The 12,841-nt window shown below is 61.0% G+C and carries 11 protein-coding genes; 8 read left to right on the top strand and 3 right to left on the bottom strand.

The window, feature by feature from the left end:
- Window positions 1–19: 19 nt before the first annotated feature.
- Window positions 20–2,092, bottom strand: a complete 2,073-nt coding sequence (gene parE / locus ASC80_RS07645) for a DNA topoisomerase IV subunit B (protein ID WP_056294621.1) — start codon at window positions 2,090–2,092, stop codon at window positions 20–22.
- 169 nt (window positions 2,093–2,261) lie between these two features.
- On the opposite strand from parE, the gene ASC80_RS07640 reads away from it, so the two are divergent.
- The 4 genes from ASC80_RS07640 (at window position 2,262) to argC (ending at window position 5,908) form a co-directional block, all read left to right on the top strand.
- On the top strand, window positions 2,262–2,798 hold the full coding sequence (locus ASC80_RS07640; RefSeq protein WP_156464297.1) for a DedA family protein: 537 nt from the start codon (window positions 2,262–2,264) through the stop codon (window positions 2,796–2,798).
- Window positions 2,799–2,954: 156 nt separating this feature from the next.
- Window positions 2,955–3,953 carry an MBL fold metallo-hydrolase gene (locus ASC80_RS07635; RefSeq protein ID WP_056294618.1) on the top strand — a complete coding sequence of 333 codons (999 nt, stop codon included), beginning with the start codon at window positions 2,955–2,957 and terminating at the stop codon, window positions 3,951–3,953.
- A gap of 225 nt (window positions 3,954–4,178) precedes the next feature.
- Window positions 4,179–4,862, top strand: coding sequence for an FMN-binding negative transcriptional regulator (locus tag ASC80_RS07630; RefSeq protein ID WP_056294615.1), 684 nt, complete (start codon window positions 4,179–4,181; stop codon window positions 4,860–4,862).
- Complete coding sequence (gene argC, locus ASC80_RS07625; RefSeq protein ID WP_056294613.1) at window positions 4,859–5,908, top strand: N-acetyl-gamma-glutamyl-phosphate reductase; 1,050 nt, start codon at window positions 4,859–4,861, stop codon at window positions 5,906–5,908. Before ASC80_RS07630 ends, argC begins: the two co-directional genes overlap by 4 nt.
- Window positions 5,909–5,969: 61 nt before the next feature.
- On the opposite strand, the gene ASC80_RS07620 is transcribed toward argC, so the two are convergent.
- Window positions 5,970–6,368: an MAPEG family protein gene (locus tag ASC80_RS07620; protein ID WP_056294610.1), complete on the bottom strand. Its 399-nt coding sequence runs from the start codon at window positions 6,366–6,368 to the stop codon at window positions 5,970–5,972.
- Window positions 6,369–6,592: 224 nt separating this feature from the next.
- Window positions 6,593–8,392: a PHA/PHB synthase family protein gene (locus ASC80_RS07615; RefSeq protein WP_056294607.1), complete on the bottom strand. Its 1,800-nt coding sequence runs from the start codon at window positions 8,390–8,392 to the stop codon at window positions 6,593–6,595.
- 254 nt (window positions 8,393–8,646) lie between these two features.
- Here ASC80_RS07615 and ASC80_RS07610 point away from each other — a divergent pair, with 254 nt between their 5' ends.
- The 4 genes from ASC80_RS07610 to glpX all read left to right on the top strand — a co-directional run bounded on the left by ASC80_RS07610 (window position 8,647) and on the right by glpX (window position 12,834).
- Window positions 8,647–9,000, top strand: coding sequence for a hypothetical protein (locus ASC80_RS07610; protein ID WP_349509650.1), 354 nt, complete (start codon window positions 8,647–8,649; stop codon window positions 8,998–9,000).
- A gap of 218 nt (window positions 9,001–9,218) precedes the next feature.
- Entirely contained in the window at window positions 9,219–10,436 is a 1,218-nt protein-coding gene (locus ASC80_RS07605) for an LL-diaminopimelate aminotransferase (protein ID WP_056294606.1), read from the top strand.
- 23 nt (window positions 10,437–10,459) lie between these two features.
- Window positions 10,460–11,782 (top strand): homoserine dehydrogenase, encoded by a 1,323-nt coding sequence (locus tag ASC80_RS07600; protein WP_056294604.1) that lies wholly within the window; start codon window positions 10,460–10,462, stop codon window positions 11,780–11,782.
- A gap of 53 nt (window positions 11,783–11,835) precedes the next feature.
- Complete coding sequence (gene glpX, locus ASC80_RS07595; RefSeq protein WP_056294602.1) at window positions 11,836–12,834, top strand: class II fructose-bisphosphatase; 999 nt, start codon at window positions 11,836–11,838, stop codon at window positions 12,832–12,834.
- Window positions 12,835–12,841 lie beyond the last annotated feature (7 nt).

Raw genomic sequence — 12,841 nt, 5'->3', positions numbered from 1 at the left:
GGGTTTCAAGGGAGCCAGACTAGACGTCCAGCAAGTCCTCATTGGCGAATTCGGCCTTGTCGGAAATGAACGCGAAGCGCGCTTCCGCCTTGGTGCCCATCAATCGCTCGACCGAATCCGCCGTGCCTTCGCGATCATCCGGCAATAGCACCACTCGGAGCATGGTGCGTTTGGTGGGGTCCATCGTGGTTTCCTTGAGCTGCGCCGGCATCATCTCGCCGAGGCCTTTAAAGCGGCCGATCTCGACCTTGGCGTTGGCGTGGAATTCCTTTTTCAGCAATTCGTCACGATGGGCTTCGTCGCGGGCATAGACCGTCTTGGCGCCGTGGGTGAGGCGATAGAGCGGCGGCACCGCGAGATACAGATGGCCCTCGTCGATGAGGCGTGGCATCTGCCGATAGAAGAACGTGATCAGCAGCGAAGCAATGTGGGCGCCGTCGACGTCGGCGTCGGTCATGATGATGATGCGCGAGTAACGCAAATCTTCCTCGCGATAGTGCGAGCCGGTGCCGCTGCCGATCGCCTGCATCAGATCGGAAAGTTGCGCGTTGGCAGTCATCTTGTCGCGGGTGGCGGAAGCGACGTTGAGGATCTTGCCGCGCAGCGGCAGGATCGCTTGGGTTTTGCGGTCACGCGCCTGCTTCGCGCTGCCGCCCGCCGAGTCACCCTCGACGATGAACAGTTCGGAGCCTTCCGCCGCCGTGTTGGTGCAGTCCGCGAGCTTGCCGGGCAGACGGAGCTTCTTGACTGCGGTCTTGCGCGAGACTTCCTTCTCGGCGCGGCGGCGCAGGCGGTCGTCGGCGCGCTCGCAAACGAATTCCAAGAGCTTGTTGGCCTGCAGCGGGTTGCCGGAAAGCCAGTGGTCGAACGGATCCTTGATCGCCTGTTCGACGATCCTTTGGGCTTCGGCCGTGGCAAGGCGGTCCTTGGTCTGGCCCTGGAATTCCGGCTCTCGCACGAACACCGACAGCATCGCGCCGGCACCGATCATGACGTCCTCTGACGTTATTGAGGACGCTCTCTTGCCCTGACCGATGCGTTCGGCGTGATCCTTCAGGCCGCGCAGCAGCGCGCTGCGAAAGCCAGCTTCGTGGGTGCCGCCATCGGGGGTCGGCACGGTGTTGGTGTAGGACGACAGAAAACCGTCGGCATCCGCGGTCCATGCCACCGCCCATTCGCAGGCACCATGCGCGCCGTTGCGGCCGGATTTGCCGGCGAAGATGTCCGGATGCACCAGTGTGTCGGCGTGGATCGCCGCACCGAGATAATCCTTCAGGCCGCCGGGGAAGTGGAAAGTGTCCTCGGCCGGAACGTCTTCGAGGCCCTTGAGCAGTTCGGGATCACAGCGCCAGCGGATTTCGACGCCGCCGAACAAATAAGCCTTGGAGCGCGCCATCTTGAACAGGCGTTGTGGTTTGAACGCTGCCTTGGCACCGAAGATTTCGCTGTCCGGTTTGAAGCGGATGCTGGTGCCGCGCCGGTTGTTGACCTTGCCGAGTTCTTCCAGCTTGCCCTTCGGTTTGCCGCGTTCGAACGTCATCCGGTAGAGCTTTTGACTGCGCGCGACCTCGACCACCAGCTGCGACGACAGCGCGTTCACCACTGAGACGCCGACGCCATGCAAGCCGCCGGAGGTTTCGTAGACTTTCGAGTCGAATTTGCCGCCCGCGTGCAGCGTACACATAATCACTTCGAGAGCGGATTTTTTTGGCATCTTCGGATGCGGGTCGACCGGAATGCCGCGCCCGTTGTCGATCACGGTCAGGAAGCCGTCCGCGCCCAGCTCAACCTCGATGAAGGTTGCATGACCAGCCAGCGCCTCGTCCATCGAGTTGTCGATGACTTCAGCGAACAGATGATGCAGCGCCTTTTCATCGGTGCCGCCGATATACATGCCGGGGCGGCGGCGAACCGGCTCAAGCCCTTCCAGAACCTCGATATCACGAGCGGTATAGCCAGCTTCCGCGCCGGACGCGCGGGGGCTCGCCTTTGCGCCGCCACTGCGGGGCTTGCGGTCAGTCGAGGCGAACAGATCCGCTGCGACCTTCGGCTTAGCTGACGATTTCGTGTTTGCTTTCAGTGACTTCGGCATGGTTCTTATATCGGGATTTCGGTACTGTATGGCGAATCGGTGCCACTCACTATGCCACGGATGACACCTCAAATGTGACGGGTGGCCGAGCCGAACCGGGGTGGTTCCGCTTTACTACCGGGCGTAACGCATAATTGCGTCAGCGGTTTGCTGGCGAAAAGGGATATGTATGGGACTGGAAGAACTGGCTCGCGAGGTCGTTGGCTTCGTGAACGAACACCGGACGTGGGCCGCTCCCATCGTGTTCGTGCTGGCGTTCGGAGAGTCACTGGCGTTCGTCTCGCTGCTGGTCCCCGCCTGGGGTGCGCTGGTCGGGATCGGGGCGTTGGTCGGGGCGACTGACATCAGTTTCTGGTCGCTGTGGATCGCAGGAGCGCTGGGGGCGGGTATCGGCGACTGGGTATCCTACTGGATCGGATTCAAGTTCAAGGATCACGCCGCGCAGATATGGCCGCTGTCGCGCTATCCCTCGGTGCTGCCACGCGCCGAGGCTTTCGTAGCCGATTGGGGAGTGCCCAGCATCTTCATCGGACGGTTCTTCGGACCGTTGCGCGCGGCTGTTCCATTGGCGGCCGGCATTTTTGAAATGCCGTATTGGCAGTTCCAGATGGCAAACTTCTCGTCAGCTCTGGTGTGGTCGGCAACGCTGCTGCTGTTCGGAGATATTCTGTCTAAACTGGCCGGCTGGTTCTGGGGCGCCATCTGATCGACCGGCCGCCGGAATAAGCTGCATCGGCTGGTATTGGTCAAGAATCCGCTCGCGCTGTCGTGATCTTCGGAGAGCGGATTCTTCATTAGAAAAGCGTGTTCGGAAAACAACATCATCAACGGCGGCATCGAAAACTCCTGGGAGAAAACAACAATGGACATCACGCGACGCCACGCTCTCGCGGGTGCAGCAACGGTTGCAGCCCTGCCACTCCTGTCGTCATTGCCACTGACGTCCGCAAAGGCTGCTGCACCGGCCGTGGGAAAACAGAACGCCAGTTTTTATCGCTACAAGGTCGGAGACATCGAAGTCACCGTGGTCTCGGACGGCGCCAACACGTTCCCGCTCAATGACGGTTTTGTGCTCAACGCCAAGAAGGACGAGGTCGGTACCGCGCTGGCGAAGGCATTCCGCCCCAGCGACAAGATGACGATCCAGTTTGGACCCCTGGTCATCAATACCGGCGGCAAACTCGTGGTCGTCGATACCGGCAATGGTCCCGGTGCTTTCGCCTCGAGCAAGGGCGCCGTCGGTCAGTTCATGACGAATCTGCAGGCGGCCGGCATCGATCCCAAGGCTGTCGATATGGTGGTGATTTCCCACTTCCACGGCGATCACGTGAACGGATTGCTGACCGCTGATAATCAACTGGCGTTTCCGAATGCCGAAGTGCTGGTGCCGGCTGTGGAGTGGAAATACTGGATGGATGACGGCGAGATGAGCCGCGCGCCTGCCGGTCGCATGGAAGGCCTGTTCAAGAACAACCGCCGCGTTTTCGAGGCTGGACTGAAGAAGAAGGTCACGCCCTACGAGTGGGGCAAGGATGTTGCGCCGGGGATGCACGCCGTGGAGTCGATCGGCCATACGCCGGGGCACACGTCCTATGTGCTGTCGTCCGGATCGGACAAGGTGTTCATCCAGTCGGATGTCACCAACGATCCCGATCTCTTTGCGCGCAATCCCGGCTGGCACCTCATGTACGATCAGGATCCAGCGGTCGCTGAAACAACCCGGCGCAAGGTCTACGATATGGTCGCAGCGGAGAAGCTCAAGGTGCAGGGCTTCCATTATCCGTTCCCCGGCTTGGCCCATATCGAGAGGGACGGGGCTGGCTACCGGTGGGTGCCGGCGCCGTGGAATCCGATCATCTGACAGGTCTGCCGGCTTGACCGGGGAGGGGCGCGGATTTATATCCGTGCCCATGACGTTTACCGCGACCATCACCATCGCTCGCCGCCGCCGCATTCTCGCGGTATGGGCGGTTGGTCGCGTTTAAGATCATCGTTCGTGCCGCCGGAGACGGTCCGCGGCACGCTTACTCTTCCAAACCACGCGGTTCGATCTCAGGTGGCTCCTCATTGAAGCAGGAGCTTACAGATGTATGTCCCGCCCGCTTTCAGTATCGATCGCGCCGCTTGCCTTGCGTTCGCCGCCGCGCGCGGCTTCGGGCTGGCCTGCGCCCATGACGGCGGCAAGCCGGTTGCGTCGCCCGTCCCGTTCCATCTTGATTACGGGCCTGACGGCACACCGCTGCTTTGCTTTCATCTCGCGCGCCGCAATCCGCTGATCGCTCTCGCGGACGGCGTAACGCCATGGCTATTCGCGGTCAGCGGGGCCGACGCTTACGTGTCGCCGGACTGGTACGTCTCGCCGGGTCAGGTTCCGACCTGGCTCTATCAGGCGGTGCACATGACGGGACCAGTCAGGCCGATGACGGGGCATCAGCTTGCCGAGCATTTGCGGATCGCGAGCGCGCGGTTCGAGAGCGAACTCGCGCCGAAGCCGTCGTGGACGATGGACAAGATGTCCGCCGGGCGGGCTTCGGCGATGATGCAGGCGATTACGGGCCTGTTCATGTCTGTTGAGGAAGTCGAAGGTAGCCTCGAGCTGAACCAGCATAAATCGGACGCGGACCATGTTGCGGTCACCGGCGCTTTGGCTTTACAGAAGTCGGCGGATGCGCGCGATTTGTCGGATGCGATGCGCGTCATGCGCCCGCAGGCCTTTGCTGCTATTGAAGATGATGTGTTGGATTTGACGCACGAAGGGATCGCGCCATGAGCACGAAAAAGAAAATCGGTATTCTCGGCGCCTCGGGCTACACCGGCGCGGATGCCGTGCGCCTGTTAGCGCGCCATCCGCATGTCGAGATCGCCGCACTGACCGCCAACACACACGCCGGCAAGGCGATGGATGAGGTGTTCTCGCATTTCTTCATGCTGGACCTGCCGCGGCTAATGGAATGGGAAAAGGTCGACTGGACCAAGCTCGATGCGGTGTTCTGCGGGCTTCCGCACGGCACAACGCAGGAGATCATCGCCGCCGTGCTGAAGGTCAATCCGAAGATCAAGATCCTCGACATGTCGGCCGACTTCCGGCTGCGCGATATGGAGACCTACGCGAAGTGGTACGGCCACGAGCACCGCGCGGCGTCGTTGCAGGGCGAAGCGGTCTACGGACTGACCGAGTTCTATCGCGAGAAAATCACCTCGGCGCGGCTTGTTGCGTGTCCCGGCTGCTATCCGACGGCGGCACTGCTGGGGCTCGTACCGCTCGCCCGAGCCAAGCTGATCGATGCCGATGATATCATCATCGACGCGAAATCCGGCGTCACCGGCGCGGGCCGCGGGCTGAAGCAAAATACGCTGTTCAGCGAAGCCGGCGAGGGGCTGTCGCCTTACTCCGTCGGCACGCATCGTCATGCGCCGGAGATCGAGCAGGAAATCGGGGGCGCGGCCGGCTCCGCGGTGACCGTGAATTTCACGCCGCATCTTATTCCGATGAGCCGGGGTGAACTCTGCACGTCCTACGTCAAACTGAAAGGCGCGACGCCGGACGATCTGCGCACTGCGCTTGAAGAAGCCTATCGCGACGAGCCGTTCGTGTATGTCGCGAAGAAGGGCTTACTGCCGCAGACACAGAACGTGCGCGGTTCGAACTACGTGCAGGTGAACGTATTCGCCGACCGCATCAAGGACCGGGCGATCGTGATTTCAACGCTCGACAATCTGGTGAAGGGTTCGGCCGGCCAGGCGATCCAGAATATGAACCTGATGCTCGGTTTCCCGGAAACAACCGGGCTCGAACAGATCGCACTATTCCCGTGAACGACAAAGGGGACGGCATGGTGCCGTCCCCTTTGATTTTTTAGACTATGCGCTGAGGCGATCAGACGATTCCGAAAACCGCCAGCGCCAGGACCACCTGTGCAAGGAACCCCACCGTGAAGGCCAGCGTGCGCAGCACCGGCACGCCCATGGTGTAAACGATCAGGTGCGCGACCCGCGCCCAGAAATAGACCGCGCAAGCGAGGACCGTCCACTTGGTCGAATAGTCGATGGCGTTGAGGATCAGCACCAGCGGCGCAAAGATCACGAGGTTCTCGATCGCGTTGTCGTGCGCGAACATCAGTCGGTTGGCCCATTCTGCGTGAGGCTTGTCGGCACGCGAGGGATTGGCCATGGCGCCGCCGAGACCCCGGACCTGACAGCGGTTCAGCACGTAAGGTACCCACAGCAGTCCCGTCAGGATGACCGTCAAAGTGAGCCAGAACAATTCGCGCGTCATCGGAATCTCCCTTTCAATCGCTCAATATCCGCTCACTGCGGCGTCAAATGCTGTTGCCGATCTTAAGCCCGAAGAGCCCGAGTCGGCAGCAACAAAGTCGTGGAGACTCACAGACCATCGGTCATTTGAGGCCAGCGCAGCCTTTGGGTTTTGCCGCATGTGGTCGGGCAGGTAATGACGGCTTCCGTCCTTCGGGAATGTTCCGGCAGGGCTGGCGGCGTTTATCAGGCGCGCACCCGCACGTAGCTGCCCGGCGCGTCCTCGATTGCTTCGAGGGCTCCAGTCCCGGCCGGTCTGGCGGAGACCCGCTCACTGTCGATCGTTTCCAGCCATTGCCGCCAATCAGGCCACCACGAACCCTTGTGTTCCTGCGCGGTTTTGAGCCAATCGGCGACCGTGACGTCATGGATATTGTCATTGGTCCAGTACTGATACTTGCCAGAGGCGGGCGGGTTGACGACACCGGCAATGTGACCCGAGCCAGCCAGTACATAGCGCACCGGCCCGCCGAAGAATTGCGAGCCGTACAGTACGGATTCCGCCGGCGCGATGTGGTCCTCGCGGGTCGCGAGATTGTAAACCGGCACCTTGACCTTCGACAGGTCGAGCAGGGTGTTGTCCAGCACCATGGTGCCGGATGACAGCCGGTTCTCGAGATAACAGTTGCGCAGATAATAGGAATGGTTCGCTGCCGGCATTCGCGTTGCGTCCGAATTCCAATGCAGCAGGTCGAATGTCGAGGGCTCCTTGCCTTTCAGATAATTGCTGACGACGTAAGGCCAGATCAGATCGTTTGAGCGCAGCATGTTGAAGGCCATCGCCATCTTGCTGCCCTCAAGAACGCCTGCGCGCTGCATGTCGCGTTCCAGCGACGAAATCTGATCCTCGTCGACGAATATCAAAAGATCGCCGGCGTGAGTGAAGTCAACCTGTGCGGCGAGGAATGTCGCCGACGTCACGCGCTGGCGGCGCTTTTCGGCAAGCCATGCGAGCGTGGCGGCGAGCAGGGTGCCGCCCACGCAATAGCCCATGGTGTGGACCTTCATCTCGCCGGTGGCTTTTTCGATCGCGTCCATCGCCGCAAGCGGCCCTTCGGTCATGTAATCCTCAAAGGATTTCGAACCGAGCTTCTTGTCGGGATTGACCCAAGAAATCACAAACACGGTGACGCCCTGATCGACACACCACTTGATGTAGGACTTCTCCGGCTTGAGATCGAGAATGTAAAACTTGTTGATCCACGGCGGCACGATCAACAATGGTGTCCGCAACACCGTCTCGGTGGTCGGTGTGTACTGGATTAGCTGCATGACGTCGTTCTGGAACACCACCTTGCCCGGGGTCAAAGCAAGGTCGCGACCAACCTCGAGATTGGCTGCGGATTGTCTGATCTTCAGCGTACCGCCGCCGGCCTCAATATCTTCGGCGAGCATCTTCATGCCGCGCGCAAGATTTTCGGCGTTGCTCGCAAACGTTTGCCGCAGCACTTCGGGGTTGGTCAGAACGAAATTCGACGGCGCGATCGCGTTGCAAATCTGTTGGACGTAGAACTCAGCTTTCTTGCGGGTGTGAGGGTCGAGTCCCTCAGCACTGCGCACAAGATCACTGGCCCATTGCACGGTCAGCAGATAAGCCTGCATCATAAAATCGAAAAACTGGTTCGACTTCCATTCCGGATCCTGAAAACGCTTGTCGCGCGGGTTCGGTGCGATCACCGGCTCGGACGTCTCGCCGGTGAGGCGGCGCATCGAACTGCCCCACAAATCGAGATAGGCCTTGCCGATCCTCATCTGCAAATCGGTCGTGCGCTGTTGATCTGACAGCCAATAGTCGGCGACCGATGAAAACGTCTTGATGACGTCCGTGAGTTCGCTCGGGGAATCCTTGACCTGACCATTCACACCTGGCGCGAGATATGCCGACAGAGCGCGGCCACTGGATTCAAGGGCGCGTGCAAGGTTTTGCCCAAACGCTTCCGGATCGAAGCTCTTGCCGGTGGTGGTCTCTGGTGTGCCGTCACTCATGATTTGATACTATACGCTGTTAGTGCGACTTCAGCGCGATGCTTTGTCGCGACGCCCAACGATGATGACACAGTTCGGTTAACTGTGCCTGTTTATGAACGCTGCGATGCAGCATAGTGTCTTGGTTTAGTCATATTGGAGTCGCAGGGCAGAGGGCTCGATCTTGGCCGGATCGCTTATCTGGTTTCTAACGTCCGATACCGCTTCGGGTTCAGGCTACGAGGCGACCGGATCGGCGCCGGATTTCAGTCCGGGTGACATTCGACAATCGGCACGACGATTTGAGAGGCAATTTGGAATATCGGTTCAGATCGATTGAAGGACGTGATGGTGCGCGTGTCGTACGTGCGCCGCTGCTCGCCGTGCTGGCCGCCTGCCTGCTCGGCGGGTGCTCGCTGCCGGTCGCTGATCTGCCGGTGGTCGGCCTTCCGGCCAGTACACCGCCGCGCCCCGAAACCCCAGCGGCCTATCTGCCGGTTCACGATATCCCGGCCCCCCGCAACGATACGCTCCTGAGCCCGGACGAGCAGGCCCGGATTGAAAAGGACCTGGCCGCAGCCCGGGACCGTCAGATTGGCCAGTCCGCCGCTGACCGCCGAAATGACTGACTTTTTCGTGCTTTGACTGGCGTGGACGGGGGTTCGTGTTAAAAAGAACCCGATTCAGCTAATGCGACGCGAATTCTCCCGGTATCTTGACCGGATTAGCGCCTGAATTCGCGCGTTTATTGGCTCGAATACAGTGTCTTGTCACCCGAACGGATCGTCCGTTTCGCCTGAAAGACGCTGCCGATTGTCTCGTTGCCGGTTCCCGGAGCCTAGGACCCATGGAAGAGTTTTACCGCATTCGCCGTCTGCCGCCTTACGTGTTCGAACAAGTCAACCGGGCCAAGGCGGCCGCACGCAATGCCGGGGCCGACATCATCGACATGGGCATGGGAAACCCGGACCTTCCAACGCCGCCCCATGTGATCGAAAAGCTCAAGGAAACACTGGGCAAGCCGCGGACCGATCGCTACTCGGCGTCGCGCGGCATCACCGGCTTGCGCAAGGCGCAGGCGGCCTATTACCAGCGGCGGTTCGGCGTGAAGCTCAACCCCGAAACCCAGATCGTCGCCACTCTCGGATCGAAGGAAGGTTTCGCCAACGTTGCCCAGGCGATTACCTCGCCCGGCGACGTCGTGCTGGTGCCGAACCCGAGCTACCCCATCCATGCCTTCGGATTCCTGATGGCCGGCGGCGTCGTCCGCTCGGTTCCGGCCGAGCCGACGCCGCAACTGTTCGACGCGCTTGAGCGCGCCATCGTTCATTCGATCCCGAAGCCGATCGCGATGATCGCCTGCTATCCGTCCAATCCGACGGCCTATGTGGCGACCCTCGACTTCTACAAAGACCTCGTTGCCTTCGCGAAGAAGCACGAGATATTCATCCTTTCCGATCTCGCTTATGCCGAATTGTACTTCGACGGCAATCCGCCGCCGTCGGTGCTGCAGGTGCCCGGCGCGATGGATGTCACCGTCGAATTCACATCGATGTCGAAGACGTTCTCGATGGCCGGATGGCGCATGGGATTTGCGGTCGGCAACGAACGCATCATCGCCGCGCTGGCCCGCGTGAAGTCGTATCTCGATTACGGCGCGTTCACGCCCGTGCAGGTGGCAGCAACGGCCGCTCTCAACGGGCCGCAGGATTGCATCAGCGAAATGCGGGAGACCTATCACAAGCGCCGCGACACGCTGGTGGAGTCGTTCGGACGCGCGGGCTGGGTGATCCCGCCGCCGTCGGCGTCGATGTTCGCATGGGCGCCGCTGCCGGAGAAATTCCGCGACGTCGGCAGCATGCAGTTCGCCACGCTCATGGTCGAAAAATCTGGCGTCGTCGTGTCGCCTGGCGTCGCCTTCGGCGAACATGGCGAGGGCTATGTCCGCATCGCGATGGTCGAAAACGAGCAACGCATCCGCCAGGCTGCGCGCAACATCCGGCGCTTCCTTGATACCGGCGTCGAAACGTTGCACAACGTGGTTCCACTCGCCACTCGGCGATAGTTTTCCGGCAGGTCTGAAACGAAATGGTTGCTCCGCTCAAGGTGGGGATTGCGGGGCTCGGCACCGTGGGTGCCGAGGTTGTCAATCTTCTCGAACGGCAAAAGAGAGTGCTGTCCGCGCGCTGCGGTCGTGGCGTGCGCGTGGTTGCGGTATCGGCTCGCTCCAGGGTGAAAAAGCGCAAGCTCGATCTTCGCGGCATCGACTGGGCGAAGAATGCGCTGGCGCTGGCCAACGATCCGCGGATCGATTGCTTCGTCGAACTGATGGGTGGCTCGGGAGAGCCCGCATTGTCCGCTATCGAAGCTGCCTTGAAGAACGGCAAATCGGTGGTCACCGCCAACAAGGCGCTGGTTGCCAAACACGGCTCGCGGCTTGCTGCGCTGGCTGAGAAACACGGCGGCGCATTGAACTACGAGGCTGCCGTCGGTGCCGCCATCCCGGTTATCAAAACGCTACGCGAAGGGCTGGCGGGCACCGATATCCATCGGGTCTACGGCATTCTCAACGGCACCTGTAACTACATCCTGACGCGGATGGAGAAGGACGGGTTGTCGTTCGCAGCCTGCCTGAAAGATGCACAGCGGCTCGGTTACGCCGAGGCCAATCCATCGTTCGACGTTGATGGCCATGACACCGCGCAGAAGCTCGCCATTCTCGCCAGTCTCGCATTCGGCACCAAGGTCAACCAGAGCGCCGTTTACGTCGAGGGCATTTCATCTATCGCGCCTGAGGATCTGCGGGCAGCCGAGGACCTTGGCTATCGCGTCAAGCTTCTGGGCGTCGCGGTCCGGACTGAAACCGGCATCGAGCAGCGCGTTCATCCGACCATGGTGCCGAAGTCGTCGTCGATCGCGCAGGTGATGGATGTCACCAACGCCGTCACAATCGATGGCGACGGCATTCCAGCGATCACCCTGGTCGGGCCGGGTGCCGGCGGTGCCGCGACGGCATCGGCCGTGGTTGCCGATATCGCCGATGTGGCGCGAGGGATACGGGCGCTGCCGTTCGGCCGACCGGTGAATCGGCTCAAAATCACCTCAAAGGCGCCGATGCGGCGCCATGAGGGTGGTTACTATATCCGCCTGATGGCACGCGACCTCGCAGGAACCGCGGCGACCATCGCAACACGGCTGGCCGAACAGAAGATTTCGATTGAATCGATCGTCCAGCGTCATCCGGATGGCATGATCGATGGTGTAGGAGCCGGCAAGAAGTCGTCTCCGGTGCCGGTCATCCTGATCACCTACGCCACGACAGAAGACGCCGTGCGCCGCGCCTTGCACGCGGTCCAGCAAGACCGGGTGATAACCGGTCGACCGCAAGTGATACGTATTGAAAAGAACTGATAGGGTTTGCCCGAGCTGGTCAGACCTATCGCGACGTTTAAGGAGTTAAGCCAATGACCGTAACGATTTCCGTTCCGCCGCAGTTATTGCTGGAGCGCATTCTGACGCTGGAAATCGTCCGTGTGACGGAGCGCGCTGCAGTGTCGGCAGCCCGTCTGCGCGGCCATGGTAACGAAAAGGCCGCGGACCAGGCGGCGGTGGACGCCATGCGTCGCGAGCTCAACAAAATTCCGATCAAGGGCACCGTCGTGATCGGCGAGGGCGAACGCGACGAAGCGCCGATGCTGTTTATCGGCGAGAAGGTCGGTGCGGAAGGCGGTCCGGATGTGGACATCGCGGTTGACCCGCTCGAAGGCACGACGCTGTGCGCTAAGAACATGCCGGGCGCGATCGCGACCATGGCGATGGCCGAAGGTGGCACGCTGCTGAACGCACCCGACGTCTATATGCAGAAAATCGCAGTGGGCCCCGGCTATCCGAAGCACGTCGTCGATCTCGATGCACCTCCCGGTGAAAACATCCGCCGTCTGGCGCGCGCCAAGGATGTGCATCCATCTGCGATCACGGCGCTTGTGCTCGATCGCCCGCGTCATGCCGACATCATCAACGCGATCCGCGCCACTGGCGCTGCGGTCCGGCTGATCACGGATGGCGACGTTGCCGGCGTGATCCATACGGCCGACCCGGAAAACACCGGTGTCGATATCTACATCGGGACGGGTGGCGCGCCGGAAGGCGTGCTCGCTGCGGCTGCCTTGCGCTGCATCGGCGGGCAGATGCAATGCCGCCTGATCCTCGACACCAATGAGAAGCGCGAGCGCGCCGCCAAGATGGGCGTCACCGATCCCGCCATGATCTATGGCATTGAAGACATGGCGAAGGGCGACTGCCTGTTCGCCGCAACCGGCGTCACCGACGGATCGCTGCTGTCGGGCGTCAAGTTCCGCAAGAACGTGATCGAGACCGAAACCGTCGTGATGCGATCAGTCACCGGCACGGTGCGCATCATCAAGGGTGAGCATCGTCAGTTCGAGAAATTCCACCTCGATTGAGCGAGGT

Source organism: Afipia sp. Root123D2, from assembly GCF_001425835.1.
In the GTDB taxonomy this organism is placed as follows: Bacteria; Pseudomonadota; Alphaproteobacteria; order Rhizobiales; family Xanthobacteraceae; genus Afipia.
The sequence above is the reverse complement of the archived record's forward strand: the minus strand, read 5'-3'. Positions and strand labels throughout refer to the sequence as shown.

Bases quoted from the DNA above. Each gene is read 5' to 3' on its own strand.
- parE (WP_056294621.1), bottom strand. From the start codon at position 2,092: ATGCCGAAGTCACTGAAAGCAAACACGAAATCGTCAGCTAAGCCGAAG.
- ASC80_RS07640 (WP_156464297.1), top strand. From the start codon at position 2,262: ATGGGACTGGAAGAACTGGCTCGCGAGGTCGTTGGCTTCGTGAACGAA.
- ASC80_RS07635 (WP_056294618.1), top strand. From the start codon at position 2,955: ATGGACATCACGCGACGCCACGCTCTCGCGGGTGCAGCAACGGTTGCA.
- ASC80_RS07630 (WP_056294615.1), top strand. From the start codon at position 4,179: ATGTATGTCCCGCCCGCTTTCAGTATCGATCGCGCCGCTTGCCTTGCG.
- argC (WP_056294613.1), top strand. From the start codon at position 4,859: ATGAGCACGAAAAAGAAAATCGGTATTCTCGGCGCCTCGGGCTACACC.
- ASC80_RS07620 (WP_056294610.1), bottom strand. From the start codon at position 6,368: ATGACGCGCGAATTGTTCTGGCTCACTTTGACGGTCATCCTGACGGGA.
- ASC80_RS07615 (WP_056294607.1), bottom strand. From the start codon at position 8,392: ATGAGTGACGGCACACCAGAGACCACCACCGGCAAGAGCTTCGATCCG.
- ASC80_RS07605 (WP_056294606.1), top strand. From the start codon at position 9,219: ATGGAAGAGTTTTACCGCATTCGCCGTCTGCCGCCTTACGTGTTCGAA.
- ASC80_RS07600 (WP_056294604.1), top strand. From the start codon at position 10,460: ATGGTTGCTCCGCTCAAGGTGGGGATTGCGGGGCTCGGCACCGTGGGT.
- glpX (WP_056294602.1), top strand. From the start codon at position 11,836: ATGACCGTAACGATTTCCGTTCCGCCGCAGTTATTGCTGGAGCGCATT.